Genomic DNA, 19267 nt, shown 5'->3' with positions numbered 1-19267 from the left:
CCCCAGCCCCCCCTACCCCTCCTCTCCCCCTGCTCTCTTCAGCAATGCCCCATTTACAGAAGCAGCCTGGGCAGAGCGTCTTAAATTGCCCGTCGCGCGTCGGCTATTCTTACGGCGTCGCACACCACCTGCCATCTCGTATTCCTGACTGGTTTTACCATATCGGCTGCCAACTCCCATTAACATCTTTTCTGACATTGCTAGCACAACCTGTTCTGCGTTTCTTACGTCATCTGTGAGTCTGTCGATGGAGGATAAAGCAGTATTGTAGGCAGCAAGCTTAGACCGCAAATCGTTAATATTGGCGGTGTAGGCTTCTACATTTACTCCTTGGCCAAAGTCGAGTTCTACGTTAAGGGATTGCAAGCTTTCAATACGCCGCTCAGCTCGTTCTAAAACGCTGGAATTTCTTTTACGACGCGCCATGATACATTCCTGTTACTAGGTTGCTAATACTGTTTTATACAGGAATATCTTTGATTGACCTGAGAAAAATCTAGCAAATAAGTTGCGATCGCATCTCAAAAAGATTAGTTAATTTTACTTAGATAATTTTTCAATTATCCTATTCAATGCATACATAATCTCAATGCAACGATTGCTGCAATGATTTAAGCGATACTTATAAATGAAATAGCATTTGTTGCAAAGTATGAAGCGTTTGCTGCAATTAATTATACCTAAGTTGCCAACGCTTAAGCATTACTTATACATGAAATAGCATTTGTTGCAAAGTATGAAGCATTTGCTGTAATTAATTATAGCTGAATTGCAAACGCTTAAGCATTACTTATACATAATGCAGCATTAGCTGCAAACGTTTAAATTTTGACAACTAGCGTTTGAATTTGAGCAGTCACTATTTAGTTGCTAGTTGGTGATGATTAGTTTGATAAAATTCAATGTGAAACGATTTTGTAGAGTATTCTGGTAAACATGACACTGCGATCGCTATTACCATTCAAGGTCAGAATCTCATAAGCGATCGCACTGTATTGTAGATGGCGAGCTTAGACCGCAGGTTATTAATTGTGTTAGCTTAGGCTTCGGCTGAAATTGTTAAAAAATAGGTGAATTGCGTTATGCAATTGCCCAGGAACATACGCCAGAAGCAAAGATCTTAATTACTAAAATGTATCAAAATAACTAATTGCTTATCTCGGAATTTTGTCTACTATAGTGTGCTAGTGTTCTATAAAAGAAGGTTTGCTTCTGGGTAATCCAAGATAGGACAGTTAAATTGAGCGTTGCTCACAGTTTAAAATTTGTCATGATGTCACACTCAATTGCTCTTGCAGCCTTCAAATAACACAGTCAAAATTTTCTCAAGATCCTGCTTCAGTAGAGGTTCTTGATTGTATTGCGAATTCGTAATCTTTGTCATTTTTCCGTCGATGTAAGTCTTCTCCACTTTTGTTAATTTTATATCTTTATCCCAACTTGCAATCTGATAATAGATAGCTGCTTTAGTTTGACCAGTATTTTTCTTATCAAAAATGCTCAAATGAAGGTATTCAATTCCATCAGGAACGGTTAAATTGATATGTGCTGTTCCATCTGTGCCAAGATCTAATCCTTCCAAAATTATCCCACTCCTTGCGTCAGCAATTTTTAAATCATCAATTTTAATTATTTTTAGGTTGTTTAGATTTTCATCCATGTACTCCTTTGTCCATCTAATTTTCTCAACCTTTTGATAAGCAGAAATATTAACCTTTGGCATACTTTTCTCCTAAAAAACACTTTTCTTGATAGTGAACGTATCGTTGTCACGGTGGGTAAATAAAAACGCATAGGGGAAAAGGTTAAAGGGAAAAGGGGTAAACAAGTCGTCCACAATTCCACGCTTGTTTTACCTCCCACATAATAGAAGGATTATTTCGGCAAAAAAGCAGGCGTTAGCGCGTAGCGGGACGTTCGCCCAAGCGTCTGGTAGAGAAGTTCGGTTTTTACCTTTTCCCCCGCCCCTTATCCCCAGAGGGGGCCCCACCTTCCCCTTTCCCCCTGAGCCTTCTTGATGAATAGATTGCAATTGAATTGCAATTGAATAGTCTGTTGTACAGTATTTGACCTCAATCTGAATTTAACTACGAAAGTTCAGAAAGATCAAACAAATATTTACAGTTTTTTAATATCAATTCCCCAAAGCTTTTGCTAGGTAGGATTTCAAGAGATTATTTAAGACAAAAGTTTTCGTATTTTGCCTCCAGCCAAATGTATCTACCCAAGCATTCACGTAAAAGAGGTGTGGTCTTAAGTTCCTACGGTTTACAAAAGCTTAAGACTGCAAAATCTCAGGCAGAAATTCGAGAAAACGCAAGTAAACGTTATACCCTAGCAGCCTTAAACTTCCGCACTGAACTAACTCCAAATACGTTGATGAAAGTATTGGCTGGTGATGTGGGAGTGGATAAACACACCCTTAGTCGCTGCTTTAAGGCATTTAATCTGGTGCTGGAGCGGGAAGACTATGAACAGCAAGCAGAGAATCAGACAGCCGTCATTACGAGCAACTTGTTACCTATTTCTGTTTCTCCAAGCCAAAATTCTCTAGCAGCAGGTGCAGGACAATTCAAAAAGCAAAATTATGTTGACTGGAGTAAAGCCCCCGATGTCTAGGCTTTTTATGGGCACTCTTCAGAATTGCTGAAGCTGAGGCAATGGATTCTGGAAAACTGCTGCCGCTTGGTTGCACTCTGCGGCATGGGTGGAATTGGTAAAACTTGGCTTTCTGTTAAGCTGGCAGAGCAGATTAAGGATGAGTTTAAGTTTGTGATTTGGCGTAGTCTCCGCTACGCTCCCCCAATTCATCTTTTCTTGGCACAACTGATTCAATTCCTATCACAACAATCAGGCTTAAGTTTGGCAGAAACTTTCAGCGAGCAGCACAACTTATCGAGCTTTTGCGAGCATCCTGCTGTCTGTTGTCGTTGGATAACTAGTTACGAAAAGCCAATGAGTGCCATCAGATGTTACAGTCATTTGTTCTTAGTTTTCACTAATGACAAATGACAAGTCTATATCTTTGTTGCAATTGTTTACATAGGTTGCACTGTTCTATTGCAGTTTGTAAATAGTTTTTGGATCTGTAAGGAATATTCCTTTAGACTGAATTTCAATATAAAAAATCTTGGGATCAACACAAATGCATTCGGTAAACTTATTTTGTCACGAAGTTGCTGTTGCTGTTTCTTTTGTAGCTTGTATTGTTGGGTTAATGTTACTGTGTAACAACAAGCAGCAAAAAGATGATGTAGAAGAAACAGAGCTAATTTTGTTTAGAATGAGCTTTGCTTACTGGCTAGTTTACTGTGTTGCTTTTGGCGTTGAAAAGCTAGTTTTACCTGACTGGGAAACTGTAATCACGACTTTAAAAATAACTACTGCTTTGTCCTATTTTTTAACTTTTTCTTGCATCCTCAGTCTGCCACTACACAAATTCGCAGTACATCGTGTTGAGGAATAGTAATTAGTTATTGGTTGACTGTTGACTGTTGACTGTTGACTGTCAACGGTGTGGGTATGCCTTTTTATAAGATAACTAAATTTTCATGGCGATCGCGATCGCGGTTTCGAGTTGATCCTGAGCCAGGGGTGTAAGAATAAACACTTCTTGCACGGTTTTACCTTGTCGGGCGATAGCTTTATAGCCTCCGCGAATCGGTACAGATACGCGGAGTTGCATTTTAGGACAATGACCTCTTACCCGTCCAATGACTCCTGGCGTGACGGTTTGAATGCCATCTTGTTGACACAGACGTTCTAAAATTGGGATCAGACCTGAAATGTGAGTCGAGTGATTCCAAACTAGTCTGCCAACTTTTTGAGAAGCCGCTCGGAGGGATTTAGCAGTAGGTTTGCCCATGATAATTAAGCTGCTTCCAAAGGTGCCATTGTTAGACCAGCTCGACGTAACTGTTGGTGGTACAGTTCCGCAGCTTCTTGAGGCCCAACCCAGACGATTGCCTGACCTTCAAAGTGTACCTGATTAGTTAGATCCCAGGCGCGATCGCCACTCATCCCTGGAATATACTTCATCAAACATTCAGACACGTGTTGAAATGTATTAAAGTCATCGTTTAATACAATCACCTTGTAATTCGGATAAGTTTTACGGGTAACTTGATTAGACCGTTCAGGAGCTACAGTTGGTGCTGTGGCCATCCCGTAAAAAGCTGCTGAAAGTGTCGTAACCATAGAACAATATAGTCAATAGGGTTTTACAAAACTACACTATAAGTAACTAGTTTAGTTCATTGTCTGGGGACTGGGGACTGGGGACTGGGGACTGGGGATTGGGGATTGGGGAACTCGGGGCCCCCTCTGGGGATAAGGGGCAATGGGGATTGGGGACTGGGGATTGGGGATTGGGGATTAGGGATTGGGGATTAGGGACTGGGGATTAGGATTAAAAATTAGGAAAGAGTTTTCTCTACACCCAGTCATCAGTCATCAGTTATCAGTCATCAGTCATCAGTCATCAGTCATCAATCCCCAATCCCCAGTCCCCAGTCCCCAGTCCCAGCGCCTACCGCCAATTATCCCAGTTTTCGTTAAAAATAGACGTATCGGGGAAAGCAGTGGGATTGCCATTTTGCTTCAACAGCCGTTTGAGGGCTTCTAGTTGTGGTTCTGATTTGGGTAAATCATCCACTAGTTGGTAAGGTGCAACGGCATTTTTGATAGCAAAAGCTGCAACAGTTCCCGCAGCTGCGCCAGCAGACCATTCAAAGGAGTGTACACGATAAGCAGCAGCGGCGATGTGGCTGGTAGCAATGCTTTTACCTCCGACGAGCAAATTATCAATTTTTTGGGGAATCATCGCCCTTAAAGCAATTTGGAAGGGATAAGCTTGTCCAGCACCGCGTCGTTCACCTGGACGTTCTATGTTACCAGGTGCTTCTGGTGGGCTGTTCACCATGCAAGGATGGAAATCTATGGCGTAATGACCAATACCTACAGAATCGGGGAAGATAGTAGAACGAGTCCGCCGCATTGCTTTATCTGGTGAAACTCTACCCTCAATTACTGATACTGCTTCCAAACCGGAAAGTGCTGCTCTTAATCTGCGATACATATCTGCTGGTAGAGTCTTACGGTAATACTCGTCATTGTAGTCACGGCGAGAAATATCAATTTCCCAGATACCAAAGCCGCCTGGTTGTCCCCAGCTAGGGCGTCCAATAACGCGGCGTCCTTCTCGCATGTAGGGATATTTCGATAAACCATGCGCTGTCCCCATTGGGGAATTTATACCTGTTAACAGTTTATTATTCGTTCGTGGCTGCTTGACTCCATTGCCTAGTTGGGAATCTGTTGTTCCAGCGTAGAGCCAATAAAAGAATGAAAGAGCGTTTTCCTCAGCTTTGCGGAGGCTTTCTGTCCGCAGTCCCCCCATCCATCCCCCTGGCTTTAACTGTCCAGTGCCTTGCAACTGTTGGCGAGTGTAAACTAGGTTATCTCTGGCGGTTCCTGGGCGGTAGTCGTTACCCCAAGTCCAGTTTTGCATGGAGATGTCTCCCGGCGTCGGAGCAGTAAACTTGACACCACCGAATGTTGCGGGTTTTCCTTTCCTAGGACTCCAAATCCGACGGTAGGTAAAAACTAAATCAAAGTTTGCCAGTCGTGTTAATTCATAGCTGAAATATGGTGAATATTGTAAATAGAATGGGGGCATTTTCTGCTGTTGCGGTTCCTTGGTTGCCTCCATTGCAAAGGTGTAGGTAAAACCCTGAGTACAATAAGGATCGTTTGTGGTGCTGGAAGAGGAAGGTTCTAGGTAGGAACGAGCATCAATACCTAATCGGTAGGGGACATCAGCCAGGGCGATAATTTCCCCGGTTTCGCTGGCGTCTACGACATACCATTTAGGGGCATTGGTTTTTGATTGCTGGGGAATGAAGCTGATAATAGTTTTGTTAAACCGAGACGAGTTTTGGTAACGATATGCATCTCCAATGCTTTGAGATAAAGTAAGGGTGTTGAGAGGTGGTGAACCTTTTACTGGTTGATGTTGGATTGCGATCGCACTATTAATTATTTTGCCATTAGTACTAATATCCAGATCCTTTATTACCGTATTTGGAAACCATTGCAACTTACCTCTGCCCCGCTTTTCAGCATCTTTGAGCATCTGATTGAGAATATTGTGAGCATCGCGGGGAAGAAAGCAAGAGTCACTTACCCAACAGTCGCCGGGGTTAAGTTCTCCGTATTTGCGCTCAATCCGGTTTCGCAATTCCAGATAGCCGCGAGAATAGAATTGGCGAGCTCGCTGGGTTGGCCGTTCGTCTAATGCAGATGTCCCTTGAGCAGAAATTTGTCCACCTAGCCAGTCGGTAATTTCCGTTAGGCAAACCGTTCGTCCCGCTAGTAACCCTTCGTAAGCCGTCGCCACGCCAGATAGTCCACCACCCACAACTAAAATCTCACAATTAACGCTTTTGTCTGGGGTTCTGGGTGCAGCGTTTGCACGAGCAGCAAAGATAAAAGCAAAATAAGGTGCAATTAAAGTAGATATTAAGCTGAGACTAATCAGCGATGTCTGATGATAAGCTACTTTGTGTCTACGCTTCATGGTTAGAGAAATTCCTCAAATCCTGTGTCACCTTGTAGACGGTAGCATTCGCTAAATGTTCATCTCAAGGTTATTTTGGGCAATTGCGGCTGAATATACGTCATATACGCGAAAAATTAGCAACTGTCAAGCTGAAGTGGATGAGGCTAGAAACGCACACTAGAGGGACTGGTGTGCCAACTTTAAATCGTAACTTATAGGACTTACGCACTGAAGGCTGAAACCTAGACCCCCCCTAGCCCACGCCAGTCGCTCATGGAGAGCCACCCCAAGGCGGAGGTTGCCGACGCTCGTTCGCGTAGCGTGTCGCAAACAAGACTCGCTCTCAGCGTTGGCGAAGCCTCTCGAAGAGAAGCCATGCCGCAGGCTTTACGGCATGGCTTCGCTTAAGGCGAAGCCTCTCGTTCACGAAGTGTCTCCGATAGGAGAAGAAAAGGCTTTACGCTGCGCTATCCGTTGTGGGGAGTGGCGGGGAAACCCCCTTGGCGCAGCCTCAAAGTAGAGAAGACCGCGCTGGCTCCCCTTCAAAAGGGGGGAATTCATAAAGCCCCCTTTTGAAGGGGGTTGGGGGATCTAAGTGCGTAAGTTCTGACTTAGTTCATGTTGTGCCTGTTCTAGTGCCTCCATTGGAAGCACAACGCCGCATGGCTGCGATTCTTGATAAGGCTGATGGTGTTTGCCAAAAGCGCAAAGAAGCGATCATACTCACAGAAGAATTACTGCGATCATCTTGGTAAAATTATCATCTTCGCCCGGACTCAAAAACACGCTGAGTTTATTGTCTAACGCTTCGATACAAACTATCCCCACTATAAAGGTAAGTTTGCCCAGGTCATCCACAGCGAAATCTCTCACAACCAAAGCCTATTAGATGAATTTTCCCCAGTCAACAAGGAAGGAACTATTGTTGTTTCTGTAGATATGCTGGACACAGGAGTAGATGTTCTTGAAGTGGTGAACTTGGTATTTTTCAAACCTGTGTTGCTATAATCTGGGGCGCTTGCCAAATACCTGAAGCGATCGTAATTTTTATTGATTTCTAATAAAATGAATTCCAAATACAAAACCCGGCTCTCCGTGGAAAGTTAGCCGAGTTCTGTTTTAACCAATACCAAGTTTTGGATAGAGAAGCGGTTAGTTTTCGAGGCAAGCCGCTTTCTCTATTACTATTAAATCAAGTTGGCTTGTAGTAATAACTTGTAGTAGTATTTTGTGTAGATGACTTCAGGTGAAAACTTTATGACGCTAAGAGAGTCTCTAGGACTCACTCAAAGACAAGTAGCAGAGGCAGTAGGCGTTACTGATCAAACTGTTTCCAATTGGAGCGCTGAGTTCATGCTCCGCGACTTACCTTAAGACAAACTATCAGGCTTTGCAAAATCACAAGATCCACAGTTGAAGATTTGGCTGATTTATTTGAACCAGAAAAAGATTAATAAAAATGCGTCTAGCCTACCAGTACCGTTTACGCCCTACATCGCAACAGATAGCCAGGTTTGAAAACTGGCTAGATTTGTGTCGCCGTCAATATAACTACAGACTGGCAGAACGGTTTAACTGGTGGGAGAAAAACCGTTGTGATGTTGACAGATTTTCTATTATTTCTTGCAGTATTGCACCGCTAAAAAATCGGCCAGATTATTACAGTCAAAAGCGAGATTTAACCAACACTAAAACCTTATTTCTTGAATATAAAGAACTGCCTTCCCACACCCTACAAGATGTAATTGCAAGGGTTGAAAAGACGTTTGACAGATGGCTAAAGGGAGATATCAAGGGTTTTAAATCAGGTTGTCCACGATTCAAAGGCGCATTTCGTTACCGTTCATTGGCATTTCCTGACCCAATCAAACCGGAACACGTTCAGGGTAAGTTTATTCAGTTGCTCAAAATTGGCAAGGTGAAAATGATTTTGCACCGTCCCATCCCTGACGGATTCAAAATTAAAACAGCGACGATTACCTGTAAGGCTGACGGTTGGTATATCAGCCTTAGCCTGGAAGATGTAACTGTGCCTAGTCTCACGTCCGACATTATCCCCGTGCCTGATAACACTGTGGGCATTGACATGGGGTTAAAATCATTCTTGGTAACGAGTGACAACCAAGAAGTAGAAATCCCGCAACATTACCGTCAAGCCGAGAAGCAATTGAAGCGGTTGCAGCGTCAGTTATCCCGCAAGAAGAAGGGATCAAATCGTCGTCAAAAATCTATTAAACGTGTTGCAAAAACTCATTTAAAAGTTGCCAATTAACGTAAAGATTTTCACTAGAAAACTGCCTTATGGTTACTAACTAAAGCCAAGGTTATTGCTCATGAAAACTTAAATATCAAGGGACTTGCTAAGTCTATGCTTGCCAAGTCCATAACCGATGCTGGATGAGGTCAATTTCTACAAATTCTGAACACCAAGGCTGCAAGTGCTGGGTGTTTGGTCGTAGCAGTAAATCCCAACGGCACAAGCCAAGAGTGTTCTAATTGTGGCGCGACAGTTCCAAAAACACTGGCTGATAGGTGGCACAACTGCTTATGTGGTGCAAGCTACTGCTGTGACCACAACGCGGCGCGAAATATAAAATACAGGGTAAGTCCAGTGCTGCGAGAGGGTTTCCCTCCGTAGGCAACTGGCGCACCCGAAGGGCGGCGGGGCATCCCGTCCTTCAAAGCTCAGGAAATGTCCGACGGATTGCCAGGAGTCACTGAGAAGCCCTCGCCGTCCCAGAGGGCGGCGCGGAGAGTATGTCACGCTAAATACAAAGCCTCAGGATAACCATTGCCCTTGTTTATTCGCAGCTTGTTGCGAGGAGAATCCCCGCAAATAGTCACTCAAGCATTCCACAAAGCACAACAGGAGTTTGATGCCTACATTCAACAACAAGGTGAACAAGTCGGCAAGGTGGAGTGGATGGTAGCCGAAATTCAGCGATTTGATAGGTTAATTACTGAGTATCAAGATTCTCAAAACCCATCAGAGCGAATGGTGGCGCGAGTGGCTCAAGAAGACAAAATCCACATCCAGCAACAGCTAATGCAGATTCAAGTGGCGGCGTGAAAACTTTTTGCTATCTTCATAAGACACTGGTTTACGTAGCGTGCCGGAGGCATACCGCCTTCTGGTGCGTCGGCTTTGCCAACGCCTTGGCCTCGTAGAGTGTACGTAAGTCCGATGAATTTACAAAACCAACACCTGTGAGGGCTGGGTAGCTAAGTTTTTGATTAGTGAATCGATACCCCTAGCAATATCTCACAACTTAATTTTGTTATAGATTGTAGAGAGGCAAGCCGCTTCCAAAGCTGACCAACAGATGGGGATGGTTGTTATGAAGAATAAAAATCAAACTGTTTTCGCTTTAGTGTTGAAAGGCGCTATTGTCTTTTCGCCTTTGCTACTGTCCGCTGGTATTGTCAGTGGACAACCTGCACCCACCCCCTCCCCAGCACTGACGCCTGCTCCAGTTCTATCAAATCAAGAGCGGGAAGAATTGGCACGGCTGCGAGCCGAAAAGCGACTACAACAGCAAGTCCAATCTGATTTTAATCGCGCTTTTAGCCGTACAACCATCCTGCTCAATGTGTGGCTAGTTATATTAAGTTTATTTCCAGTTGCAGCAATTGCTTTATTTTGGTTGTTACGACGGGTGGCAATCCGTGAAATTGCTGATAGAGCAATGAAACAGCTACAGGGAATGGAAAAATTACAAACTCAACTCATTACTGTTAAGCAAGACGCTGAAAATATTATTCAAGAAGCTAAAAATATAACTCACGAATTAGAGCAGGAAGCCGGGGTTTTACAACAAAAAATAAAAAGCGAAGAAGGTAATTTATATTCACTTACCTCTGAGCTAGACCAAGCTAAAGTACAGTTGTTAGCTAAATTAGAAACGGAAATCAAACAATCTCAACAAAATATCCAAACTTTAGAATCAGAATTTGCTTCTGGTTTATCTAAATTAGAGTTAAATGCTCAACAAAATAGAGATATAGCCCTGGATAATCTAGGTAAATTAGCATCTACTCTGGCTGAAGAATTGTCTAATTTAAAGTTGGGGGTACAACAACAGCAAGAATTAGTTGTTGCTGATTTAGAAGAATCAAGGTCTGAGTTTAAATCTCAACTTTCTATATGGCAGTTTGATGCTCAGATGCAAAAGGATCAGACCATTGAAGGTTTAGCAAAATTGCAGTCAGAGTATGCATATCAGCTATCTGAATTACAGGTAGATGCTCAGCAAAAGAAGGATATCACGCTTGATAATCTGGGCCAAGTTGATAGTCAGTTGAAATCTGAATTATCGAAATTACAGGTAGATGCTCAGGAGCAAAAGAATAAAATGATTGATAACTTAGTAAAACTGCAATCAGAATTTGCATCTCAACTATCCGAATTACAGATAGATGCTCAGCAACAAAAAGATATCACGCTTGAGAATCTGGGTAAAGTAGATAATCAATTTAAATCTGAATTATCGGAATTACAATTAGATGCTCAGGAGCAAAAGGATAAAATTATTGATAACTTAGTAAAATTGCAATCAGAATTTGCCTTTGAAGTATCTGAATTACAAGCAGATATTCAAAAACGTAAAGAATTAATTATTGATGATTTAGAAAAATCTGGTTCGGAATTTACTTCGCAATTTTCAGAATTGCAATTGAATGCTCAACATCAAAAGATTCTCATTTTAGAAAAACTAGAAAAATTAGAAACAGAGTTTGTTTCACAATTGTCTGAGCTACAAATGGATGCTCAACAAAGAAAGGATTTAATCCTTCAAGAACTAGTTGATATCACATCTATATCCATCCCAGAAGTTGTAAATCAGGAAGTTGAAGAAGAAATACAGGAACAGTTAGAAAAACTAGAAGTCGCTGTTGAGGATTATATAAAAGAAGGCGATCTTCTATTTTCTGAAAGACAATATGATGATGCGATCGCAGCTTACAATCAAGCAGTTCAAATCCAGCCAGATGATGCTGCTATTTGGTTTAAACGCGGTATAACTCTTGCAAGATTAAAACGCTACAAAGATGCGATCGCTTCTTATGATAAAGCTATTAACATTAATCCTAATGACCATCAAGCTTGGTGCGATCGCGGTGTAGCTTTTGGCTATTTACGACAGCATCAACAAGCTTTTGCTTCTTTTGACCAAGCTACACAAGTCAAGCCTGATGATGTAATTGCTTGGATGAATCGCGGTCTAGCTCTGATAGAATTGGAAGAATACGAAGAGGCGATCGCTTCTTTTGATCAAGCGCTACAATTTCAAGCTAATTCTCCAAAAGCTTGGGATAAACGCGGTTATAGTTTGGTAAGATTGGGACGCGATGATGAAGCGATCGCTAGTTTTAATAAAGCCTTGGAAATTAAGCCAGACTATGCTAGTGCTTATTACAATAAAGCAGCTTGTTATGCACTGCAAAGACAAGTTGAATTAGCTTTAGAAACTCTGCGACAAGCAATTGAACTTAATCCCAGATACAAAGAAGACGCAGCAGTTGACTTAGATTTTGATGAAATAGCAGAGGATAAGCGTTTCCAGCAGTTGATTCAACAAAACAATTAACAGCAATGATCATCTGCATAATCTAGGCGATCGCACTCATATCTACCTTTAATAAGCTAATACGCTTACATATTGCACTACTTTTTTTGAAGACTGTCATTTGTCCTTTGTAAACACCAATGACAAATGACTAATGACAACCACCAGTAAATGTGCAATGTTTATTTGCGTAACAGCTTATCATTTAGGACTTACGCACTGAAGGCTGAAACCTAGATCCCCCCTAGCCCCCCTTCAAAAGGGGGGAATTTATAAAGCCCCCTTAAAAAGGGGGTTGGGGGATCTAAGTGCGTAAGTTCTGTCATTATTGAAAAACCTACCAATTGAGTCTGTTGAATGTAAATCTTCCCAAGTTTCTGGCTCTACTCCCGAATACTGATATCATTATTATTTATAAATTAAAAAAACGATTCAAAAAATTAGAATGAATTTATCTCTGCGAGTTAAAACTATTGTTTTAACATTTTTTTCATGTACTAGTAATCCCTATCCATTATTTGCCCAATCTACACCTCCATCGGGTGTAACTATTCCTCCAAATACTCCCGGTAAAGTCGAACAAACAATTCCCCAGCCGATACCATCCCCAACTTATTCCACTCCTTCATCTCCCAGTAGTCCCATTCTGTCTCCAAATCCAACTGAAAATCTATTGGATACAATTCCCACAGGTGAGAGCTTTTTTGTAAAAGAAATTCAAATTATAGGCAATACTGTTTTAAAAAAAGAAATTGCCAAATTAAAACAAATACTAGAAAACAAAGACATTAGTTTCGAGCAGCTATTAGAATTGCGATCGCAAATCACCCAACTCTACATCAAAGAAGGTTACATCACTAGTGGTGCATTTCTCCTCAACAACCAAAATCTTAATAGTGGTATAGTTCAAATCCAAATAGTTGAAGGAGAATTAGAAGCTGTAGAATTAAGCGGATTGCAAAGGCTTCAAGAAGAATATGTGCGTTCTCGAATTGCTCGTGCTACGCAGATACCCCTCAACCAAAAACGACTCGAACAAGCATTGCAATTATTACAAGTTGACCCCTTAATTGCGCGGGTTAACGCCGAACTTACAGCCGGAAGTACTCCCGGAAGCAACATTTTACGCTTGCAAATCAAGGAAGCGCCTGCATTTCACGCTGGAATAGAAATTGCTAATAGCCAATCTCCCAGCATCGGTTCTGAACAAGGAAGTGTATTCATCGAACATGAAAACTTAATGGGTTTTGGTGATAAATTCTATGCTAAATATGGAATTACCGAAGGGTTAAACCTCTACGATTTTAGCTACAACGTTCCTTTTAACGCTTTAGATGGAACAATTGGTATCCGCTATAACAACAGCGATAGTAAAATTATTGAAGACGACTTCCGTGATTTAGATATTCGCAGCGAAAGCCGTACCCTTTCATTTAACGTTCGTCAACCATTACAGCGCACTCCAGAGAGCGAATTTGCTCTTGGTTTAGCATTCGATTTACGTCGCGCTCAAACATTCTTACTCAATGATATCCCCTTCTCATTTTCTAAAGGCCCCGAAGCAGGAGAATCAAAAGTTACAGCCATTCGATTTTCTCAAGATTGGTTGCAGCGAGACACAGATAAGGTTTTAGCCGCGCGATCGCAATTTAGTATAGGTATAGGTGGATTCGACGCTACAGTAAATGATACAGGCATAGACGGGCGATTTTTCACCTGGTTGGGGCAATTTCAATGGGTGCAAAGATTATCTGCTCGTGCGATTATATTAGCAAAAATTGACGTGCAATTAACTGGTGACTCTCTACTTTCTATAGAAAAATTTAGCATTGGTGGAGTTGAAACAGTTCGTGGATATAACCAGAATCAAGTCGTTACCGACAATGGGATAATTGCCTCTGTTGAAGCTCGTATTCCCCTGACATCTAATACTAATACCCTACAGTTAGTACCATTTTTCGATTTTGGTACGGGGTGGAATAATCCCGTTAGTAATTCCAGTTACCAAACTCTTACTAGCCTGGGTTTAGGCTTACGATGGCAACCATTTCAAGGATTAAATTTACGCGCAGATTACGCAATTCCACTGTTTGGAATCGATAATAAAAGTGACTCACTGCAAGATAATGGATTTAATTTCTCGTTGCGCTATCAACCTTTTTAAGTGTTTGAAATTTTAAAGAAATTGCCAGACTATTTATGATTATCAAATATTGATGTGCATAAAATTGCAGTCCAAACAATGGAAAATTTAACCGATTTCGTTAATGCGTCCCTACCCTGGCTAATCGGTGCGTTGGAAAGTATATTGAGTTGGAGTATTATTTGTGTACAGACGATCGCTTCTGTAGTGTACTTCTTATACATTGCTGTAGTGAGAGTGGCGATCGCAGCATCTCAGTGGTTAGTTACTTCCTTACAGTGGCTATTCAATATCATTGCTACATTCTGTGACTGGCTCATCACATCCTTGGGAATTGCGGAGAATGGGATTCCATACATTTTTTGTCTGATATAGGTAGCGCTGATAAGAATATCGCAATGTAAATACTACAATCATTGAAGAAAGTAAAAGTAGGTGTAATTGTTATGCAATCTATTTTCTGGAGTGTAGAAGAAGTAGCTCAAAGAGCTAAACAGTTTTACGAAAACGGTATTCGTCAAAATGTCGAGTATAGTGACAATATTGGTAAGATGATTGTGATTGATGCACAAACTGGTGAATATGGGATCGATCCAACTGGTGTAGAGACAGCGTTAAAGTTAAAACAGAAAAACCCTAATGCTAGATTGTTTACTATACGGATTGGTTATGATGTTGCTGTAAGTTTTGGTGGTGCAATGGAGCGTACTGCTGAATGATTGATGGAAAAGTAATCGATGGTAGGGTAATAATTCCAGTGATTTTTCGTTTACCTTTGCAACCAAATTTCTCTTTGGATTTTATCATTGATACTGGATTTAATGACCATCTTACTTTACCATCACAGGCAGTCAGTGTGATGAATCTTCCCTTATATTCTAGTACATCTGCAAGGTTAGCCGATGGTAGTGAAGCTTTATTATCTATACATTTGGCAACAATTGTATGGGACGGTATAGAAAAATTAGTTCCAGTTTTAGCTGCTGGTTATAGACCTTTGCTTGGAACTTCACTCATGACAGGATATCATATAGAAATAGATTTTCAAGATAATGGTTTAGTTTCCTTAGAAAAACTCTAATCGATTATAGGACTTACGCAAAACATAACGAAAGATACTTTATCAATTATTTTGACATTCTCGACTCATTATTAATTGACCATTTGGGAGTCGATATACACCATTTGGTTCAACGATTGGATCGCCTTTTTTCCAAGGATGCGATGTATTTTCATTATTGACACTACGCACTCTATCTATGGAATAGTTGGACATTGATACATCACCGGGACGGTTGGGTAAAGCACCTCCACCTGTGATGATGAAGCTACTTTCTTGTTTTTTATTTCCACGGGCTATGCAGCTATTAGCAATGAGTGCGTTGGTGTCGATCGCATTTGTGGGGAGTTCGGTAAGGCTATTTTGAATTGCGCTGTTGTCAGGGGAGTTAACATTAACAGTACCCGATAAACCAACTCCCGACGTGGCTGTGATGTATTTTGACAAATCACTGGGTTGAGTACCAACAAATACACCTTGGGCGTTGATTCTCACTCGACCACCGCGAGAATTATCTGAGTTGGCGCTAATACGGCTATTTTCGAGGGCGATTAATAAATTAGTGTCGATGTTGATGTTACCACCGATGACGTTTTCGCCTGTGGCATCGGTGGTAATGCTGCTGTTGCGACGGAGGGTTAAATTTTGGGTGTTAATATTGATGGTTGCTTGTTCGCGGTTAGGGTCTTTATTTGGGCTACGGGTGTTAGCATTGATGGAGGCTTTGTTATCTAAACGGATGCGCGAGGCGCTGATGGTCATGATACCTGCGTTACCTATTCCTCTGGCATTAGCTAATACTTCCGCACCATCCCGTACAAGCAGCTGAGGAGTGTTAACTTTCATATCCCCAGCATTTCCAGTGGAGTTTGGTGCAGCAGATGTATTCAAGCTGCTTACAAAACCATTTACAGATATTCCAATAACTTCTACACCAGTAGTTGCATTGACTGTCAAATTACCTCCTCTACCTTTACCAAAAGTAGAAGTAGTAACTTGTCCTCCATCACGGATGCTGAAACTACCAGTGTTAATCTTCATGTTTCCTGCATCGCCAACAAAAGCAGTGGTAGAGATAATGCTGCGATTGTTAGGGAAGTTAGATGAACCACCAATAACCTCCACTGAGTCTTTTGCATCTATGGTTAACTCTCCCCCTTTCCCCGTACCAGGTGTCAAAGTTGTGACTGTCGCTCCATCGCGGATACTTAATCGACTAGTATTAATGTTGAGGCTCCCAGAATCTCCAAAGTCAAGTGTACTGGTAGAAACACGGCTCGCAAGATTGGGTGAGCGTCCCACAACTTCCATAAAGTCCTTGGCATTTATGGTCAAATTTCCTCCACGACCAGATTGACTACTTGTAGTGGTAATATATCCGCCATCGTTAATACTCAATCTTTGTGTATTCATAGTCAATTGCCCACCATTTCCAGCACCGAAAGCACTGGTTGTTAATCCACTTCCTATGAAGTCTAATTTTCCTGTTAGTGGGTTAGTAAACGTTGTGATACCGCTCAAATTAACAAAGTCTGAAGCATTAACTAATAAATTGCCACTATTACCAAGTCCTGACGATTGTGTACCGATGTTTCCACCGTTAGTAAGGGTAAGCGATCGCGTGTCTAACTGAATTATTCCACTATCACCTTTACCAGTACTGGAAGATGAAATTGACGCAAGATCATTCAATAAAATTGAGTCATCAGCGACAACACGAATGTTACCACCCTTTCCTTCATCAAAATTTGCAGAACTTATAATAGTATTGTTACCATCAAGCGCGAGAGTTTTGGTTTTAATTTCAATATCACCACTAGGCAAATTATTAACCCCACCAAACACAGATGCAGCAGAACTACTTGAAATCCGACTTTCATTATTCAGGGAAATAGCCTCTTGAGCTTTTAGAGTGATTTTTCCACCTTCTCCTTGTCCAAAATTAGCAGAATTAATTCCTGATTGGTTATTTAAATTAATGTTGGGTGATGTAATCGTAATATCACCCGATTTACCTATGGCATTTAAGACTCCACCAGTACTAATAAAACTATTGCGATCAAGACTGACATCATCCTGAGCATTTAAAATAATATTTCCCTGACTTCTCTGACTATTACTACCAATTTGGCTCTGGTTTATCAGGCGAATTGATCGGGCATTAATAATAACATTTCCAGTATTGCCCAAGGAATTTTCCAAACCTCGACTGATAATATTACTAAGATTATCCAGGATTACATCGCCACTCGCATTAACTACCACGTCTGCCGCAGCAACACCAATTTGACCTTCCCCAGCTTGAAATACCGAACTAATAAAACTATTATTAGAAAGGCTGAGATTACCAGTGTTAACAGTAATTGCACTCCCTTTATTGGTCACAACAAAAGCATTGTTTTTCATCACAATATCCGCTTTTGATATACCTTCAGGGAAGACTAACTGCATTTGATTACCGCTACCAATCAAACCAACAGTTCCGATTCCTGCAACTGCACCCAATTCCAAGCGATTTTCCAAGGAACCTGCAACACCGTTATCAAATGTAATATCTCCACCAACCAGGTAAAAACTTCCCGGTATGCCAATTTGACGACTACGGTTGACAATTTCGCTGCGGTTAATTTGGTTAAAAAATAATGCACTGGGATTTACTGTCAATAAACCAGGAGCTTGAGGATTCGTTGTACTAAAATTTCCCTTTTCTCCAAACTGAATTGCATTCGCTGTCGTTCCTACAAAAGAACCCTGTAAATCCAAACTCGCATTATTACCAAAAATAATTCCATTGGGATTCATCAAGAATAAATTGGGTTGTGACTCACCAGAAATACCCAATCTACCCAAAATCTCAGAACGATTACTTCCCGTCACCCTCGCCAAAATATTCTGAATATCTGCACTAGGGCTCAAAAAATAAGCTCCCCGTCCCTCGCTGACGTTAAATTCTTGGAAACTATGAAACAGGTTAATTCCGCGAGTCGCACCACCAGTAATTAATTCAACTGGCAAACCATTAAGATTAAAATTAGTTACAACGTTGGAATTTTCAGCCCCTAATGTGTTGTCAGGCGCGATCACACTTTGGGCAAAAACAGGAGTTTGAACAAATGCGACTATTCCAAATAAACTCCACGCACTTGCTATTTTCAAATACAGATTGAAGAATTTTTTGTCGCTTGCAGCAGTTTTCTTAAAAGATTGTGTCGTTGAGGATAGTTGCACAATAATAGCTTGACGCTGTGGCAATCGCAGAATCATAAGTTGTGATGAAAATAATTAATTTTATTATTTGTAGTATATAGCTATTTAGAGACGAGATTTGTGATTGCAGTTTTATGCAACTTGCTCGGCTGAAATCTGCAATTACATGAGCAACAAGCTGAAGGATTTATTTTTTAAATCAGTTTAATCTAAAAACTATCAGGAACGATGAATAAACAAAAACACCAAATTAAATATTGATTGTTAATCAATTTCATCGTTTCTAAATTACTCTATTACCCCTAAAACAACTTTTCTTGAGGTTTTTCAAATGATAAATCGCAAGTGTATTGCTTTTGGTCTTGTTTCCATGATTACTACTGCTTTGACGATGGGCATGAGCGGTGTATCTGCTTCATTTGATGAGAAAGTGCATAACAACAGCATAATGCTGGCGCAGATTGGACTGACTGAGACACAGGTGACGATTTCCCCTGACGGCTTTGATCCTAATTGTGGAGCTTTCCGGGCAACCGTCAGCACAAATTGGGGGACATACACTGCCTGTTATTATAATCGGTCAAACAAGCAAATATCAGGTAGTTACACGCTCTACCATTACAACCAACCAGGTGGGGTGTGGTACTCCTTCGATAATGGAAATGAGCCGTCGTATGTCAAATGGGATACAGTAGCGCCTCTGTAAAGAATATTAATGCCTGTTGGCGCAG

Annotated in this window: 20 protein-coding genes and 2 pseudogenes; 14 read left to right on the top strand and 8 right to left on the bottom strand. The window is 41.3% G+C overall.

Going from position 1 to position 19267, the window contains the following annotated elements:
* Positions 1-12 precede the first annotated feature (12 nt).
* Together FNW02_RS15750 and FNW02_RS15745 are read right to left on the bottom strand one after the other, a co-directional pair.
* Positions 13-426 carry a hypothetical protein gene (locus tag FNW02_RS15750; protein WP_225225673.1) on the bottom strand — a complete coding sequence of 138 codons (414 nt, stop codon included), beginning with the start codon at positions 424-426 and terminating at the stop codon, positions 13-15.
* Between the two features lie 856 nt (positions 427-1282).
* Positions 1283-1723 (bottom strand): hypothetical protein, encoded by a 441-nt coding sequence (locus FNW02_RS15745; protein WP_191758461.1) that lies wholly within the window; start codon positions 1721-1723, stop codon positions 1283-1285.
* 491 nt (positions 1724-2214) lie between these two features.
* Here FNW02_RS15745 and FNW02_RS15740 point away from each other — a divergent pair, with 491 nt between their 5' ends.
* From FNW02_RS15740 to FNW02_RS15730, 3 genes are all read left to right on the top strand, one after another.
* Positions 2215-2619 (top strand): hypothetical protein, encoded by a 405-nt coding sequence (locus FNW02_RS15740; RefSeq protein WP_191758460.1) that lies wholly within the window; start codon positions 2215-2217, stop codon positions 2617-2619.
* A 24-nt stretch (positions 2620-2643) separates the two neighbouring features.
* Positions 2644-3012, top strand: coding sequence for a hypothetical protein (locus FNW02_RS15735; RefSeq protein ID WP_191758459.1), 369 nt, complete (start codon positions 2644-2646; stop codon positions 3010-3012).
* Positions 3013-3145: 133 nt separating this feature from the next.
* Positions 3146-3466: a hypothetical protein gene (locus FNW02_RS15730; protein ID WP_191758458.1), complete on the top strand. Its 321-nt coding sequence runs from the start codon at positions 3146-3148 to the stop codon at positions 3464-3466.
* A gap of 75 nt (positions 3467-3541) precedes the next feature.
* Here FNW02_RS15730 and FNW02_RS15725 read toward each other — a convergent pair whose 3' ends face one another.
* The 3 genes from FNW02_RS15725 to FNW02_RS15715 form a co-directional block, all read right to left on the bottom strand.
* Positions 3542-3865 (bottom strand): DUF2103 domain-containing protein, encoded by a 324-nt coding sequence (locus FNW02_RS15725; RefSeq protein WP_162395007.1) that lies wholly within the window; start codon positions 3863-3865, stop codon positions 3542-3544.
* A gap of 5 nt (positions 3866-3870) precedes the next feature.
* On the bottom strand, positions 3871-4197 hold the full coding sequence (gene clpS / locus FNW02_RS15720; RefSeq protein ID WP_191758457.1) for an ATP-dependent Clp protease adapter ClpS: 327 nt from the start codon (positions 4195-4197) through the stop codon (positions 3871-3873).
* 331 nt (positions 4198-4528) lie between these two features.
* Entirely contained in the window at positions 4529-6577 is a 2049-nt protein-coding gene (locus FNW02_RS15715; protein WP_191758456.1) for an FAD-dependent oxidoreductase, read from the bottom strand.
* Positions 6578-7182: 605 nt separating this feature from the next.
* On the opposite strand from FNW02_RS15715, the gene FNW02_RS39580 reads away from it, so the two are divergent.
* The 4 genes and pseudogenes from FNW02_RS39580 to FNW02_RS39915 all read left to right on the top strand — a co-directional run.
* A complete protein-coding gene (locus FNW02_RS39580; RefSeq protein WP_263627773.1) occupies positions 7183-7314 on the top strand; it encodes a restriction endonuclease subunit S domain-containing protein in 132 nt (43 codons plus the stop codon).
* A 502-nt stretch (positions 7315-7816) separates the two neighbouring features.
* Positions 7817-7933 (top strand): helix-turn-helix transcriptional regulator, encoded by a 117-nt coding sequence (locus FNW02_RS38680; protein WP_225225672.1) that lies wholly within the window; start codon positions 7817-7819, stop codon positions 7931-7933.
* Positions 7934-8018: 85 nt separating this feature from the next.
* Entirely contained in the window at positions 8019-8831 is an 813-nt protein-coding gene (locus tag FNW02_RS15700; RefSeq protein WP_225225671.1) for an RNA-guided endonuclease InsQ/TnpB family protein, read from the top strand.
* Positions 8832-9008: 177 nt separating this feature from the next.
* Positions 9009-9092: pseudogene (locus tag FNW02_RS39915) on the top strand (RNA-guided endonuclease TnpB family protein); the annotation flags it as partial.
* Between the two features lie 12 nt (positions 9093-9104).
* Here the strand turns inward: FNW02_RS39915 and FNW02_RS15695 are convergent.
* Positions 9105-9323: a hypothetical protein gene (locus FNW02_RS15695; protein WP_191758474.1), complete on the bottom strand. Its 219-nt coding sequence runs from the start codon at positions 9321-9323 to the stop codon at positions 9105-9107.
* A gap of 27 nt (positions 9324-9350) precedes the next feature.
* Here FNW02_RS15695 and FNW02_RS15690 point away from each other — a divergent pair, with 27 nt between their 5' ends.
* Together FNW02_RS15690 and FNW02_RS15685 are read left to right on the top strand one after the other, a co-directional pair.
* Positions 9351-9629, top strand: a complete 279-nt coding sequence (locus FNW02_RS15690; protein WP_191758455.1) for a hypothetical protein — start codon at positions 9351-9353, stop codon at positions 9627-9629.
* A gap of 268 nt (positions 9630-9897) precedes the next feature.
* The gene (locus FNW02_RS15685; protein ID WP_191758454.1) at positions 9898-12147 is read left to right on the top strand and encodes a tetratricopeptide repeat protein; all 2250 of its coding nucleotides are present in this window, start codon (positions 9898-9900) and stop codon (positions 12145-12147) included.
* Positions 12148-12396: 249 nt separating this feature from the next.
* Here FNW02_RS15685 and FNW02_RS15680 read toward each other — a convergent pair.
* Positions 12397-12516, bottom strand: a pseudogene (locus tag FNW02_RS15680) (hypothetical protein); the annotation flags it as partial.
* A 55-nt stretch (positions 12517-12571) separates the two neighbouring features.
* Here FNW02_RS15680 and FNW02_RS15675 point away from each other — a divergent pair.
* From FNW02_RS15675 to FNW02_RS15660, 4 genes are all read left to right on the top strand, one after another.
* Positions 12572-14290, top strand: a complete 1719-nt coding sequence (locus FNW02_RS15675; RefSeq protein WP_191758453.1) for a ShlB/FhaC/HecB family hemolysin secretion/activation protein — start codon at positions 12572-12574, stop codon at positions 14288-14290.
* A 78-nt stretch (positions 14291-14368) separates the two neighbouring features.
* Positions 14369-14644 carry a hypothetical protein gene (locus tag FNW02_RS15670; protein ID WP_191758452.1) on the top strand — a complete coding sequence of 92 codons (276 nt, stop codon included), beginning with the start codon at positions 14369-14371 and terminating at the stop codon, positions 14642-14644.
* A 71-nt stretch (positions 14645-14715) separates the two neighbouring features.
* Positions 14716-14988 carry a hypothetical protein gene (locus FNW02_RS15665; protein ID WP_191758451.1) on the top strand — a complete coding sequence of 91 codons (273 nt, stop codon included), beginning with the start codon at positions 14716-14718 and terminating at the stop codon, positions 14986-14988.
* Positions 14985-15350 (top strand): clan AA aspartic protease, encoded by a 366-nt coding sequence (locus FNW02_RS15660; RefSeq protein ID WP_191758450.1) that lies wholly within the window; start codon positions 14985-14987, stop codon positions 15348-15350. Before FNW02_RS15665 ends, FNW02_RS15660 begins: the two co-directional genes overlap by 4 nt.
* A 42-nt stretch (positions 15351-15392) precedes the next feature.
* On the opposite strand, the gene FNW02_RS15655 is transcribed toward FNW02_RS15660, so the two are convergent.
* Positions 15393-18593: a beta strand repeat-containing protein gene (locus FNW02_RS15655; protein ID WP_191758449.1), complete on the bottom strand. Its 3201-nt coding sequence runs from the start codon at positions 18591-18593 to the stop codon at positions 15393-15395.
* A gap of 274 nt (positions 18594-18867) precedes the next feature.
* On the opposite strand from FNW02_RS15655, the gene FNW02_RS15650 reads away from it, so the two are divergent.
* Positions 18868-19242 carry a hypothetical protein gene (locus FNW02_RS15650; protein WP_191758448.1) on the top strand — a complete coding sequence of 125 codons (375 nt, stop codon included), beginning with the start codon at positions 18868-18870 and terminating at the stop codon, positions 19240-19242.
* The last annotated feature ends 25 nt before the right edge of the window (positions 19243-19267 follow it).

It is taken from the genome of Komarekiella delphini-convector SJRDD-AB1 (genome assembly GCF_014831675.1).
GTDB lineage: Bacteria > Cyanobacteriota > Cyanobacteriia > Cyanobacteriales > Nostocaceae > Komarekiella.
This window is presented reverse-complemented; position numbering and strand designations above follow the sequence as displayed.

What these genes read in the sequence shown, in the direction of transcription:
- FNW02_RS15675 (WP_191758453.1), top strand. Translation starts at nt 12,572, where the DNA reads ATGAATTTATCTCTGCGAGTTAAAACTATTGTTTTAACATTTTTTTCA.
- FNW02_RS15665 (WP_191758451.1), top strand. Translation starts at nt 14,716, where the DNA reads ATGCAATCTATTTTCTGGAGTGTAGAAGAAGTAGCTCAAAGAGCTAAA.
- FNW02_RS15725 (WP_162395007.1), bottom strand. Translation starts at nt 3,865, where the DNA reads ATGGGCAAACCTACTGCTAAATCCCTCCGAGCGGCTTCTCAAAAAGTT.
- FNW02_RS38680 (WP_225225672.1), top strand. Translation starts at nt 7,817, where the DNA reads ATGACGCTAAGAGAGTCTCTAGGACTCACTCAAAGACAAGTAGCAGAG.
- FNW02_RS15655 (WP_191758449.1), bottom strand. Translation starts at nt 18,593, where the DNA reads ATGATTCTGCGATTGCCACAGCGTCAAGCTATTATTGTGCAACTATCC.
- FNW02_RS15730 (WP_191758458.1), top strand. Translation starts at nt 3,146, where the DNA reads ATGCATTCGGTAAACTTATTTTGTCACGAAGTTGCTGTTGCTGTTTCT.
- FNW02_RS15745 (WP_191758461.1), bottom strand. Translation starts at nt 1,723, where the DNA reads ATGCCAAAGGTTAATATTTCTGCTTATCAAAAGGTTGAGAAAATTAGA.
- FNW02_RS15650 (WP_191758448.1), top strand. Translation starts at nt 18,868, where the DNA reads ATGATAAATCGCAAGTGTATTGCTTTTGGTCTTGTTTCCATGATTACT.
- FNW02_RS15750 (WP_225225673.1), bottom strand. Translation starts at nt 426, where the DNA reads ATGGCGCGTCGTAAAAGAAATTCCAGCGTTTTAGAACGAGCTGAGCGG.
- FNW02_RS15670 (WP_191758452.1), top strand. Translation starts at nt 14,369, where the DNA reads ATGGAAAATTTAACCGATTTCGTTAATGCGTCCCTACCCTGGCTAATC.
- FNW02_RS15740 (WP_191758460.1), top strand. Translation starts at nt 2,215, where the DNA reads ATGTATCTACCCAAGCATTCACGTAAAAGAGGTGTGGTCTTAAGTTCC.
- clpS (WP_191758457.1), bottom strand. Translation starts at nt 4,197, where the DNA reads ATGGTTACGACACTTTCAGCAGCTTTTTACGGGATGGCCACAGCACCA.
- FNW02_RS15700 (WP_225225671.1), top strand. Translation starts at nt 8,019, where the DNA reads ATGCGTCTAGCCTACCAGTACCGTTTACGCCCTACATCGCAACAGATA.
- FNW02_RS15660 (WP_191758450.1), top strand. Translation starts at nt 14,985, where the DNA reads ATGATTGATGGAAAAGTAATCGATGGTAGGGTAATAATTCCAGTGATT.
- FNW02_RS15715 (WP_191758456.1), bottom strand. Translation starts at nt 6,577, where the DNA reads ATGAAGCGTAGACACAAAGTAGCTTATCATCAGACATCGCTGATTAGT.
- FNW02_RS15685 (WP_191758454.1), top strand. Translation starts at nt 9,898, where the DNA reads ATGAAGAATAAAAATCAAACTGTTTTCGCTTTAGTGTTGAAAGGCGCT.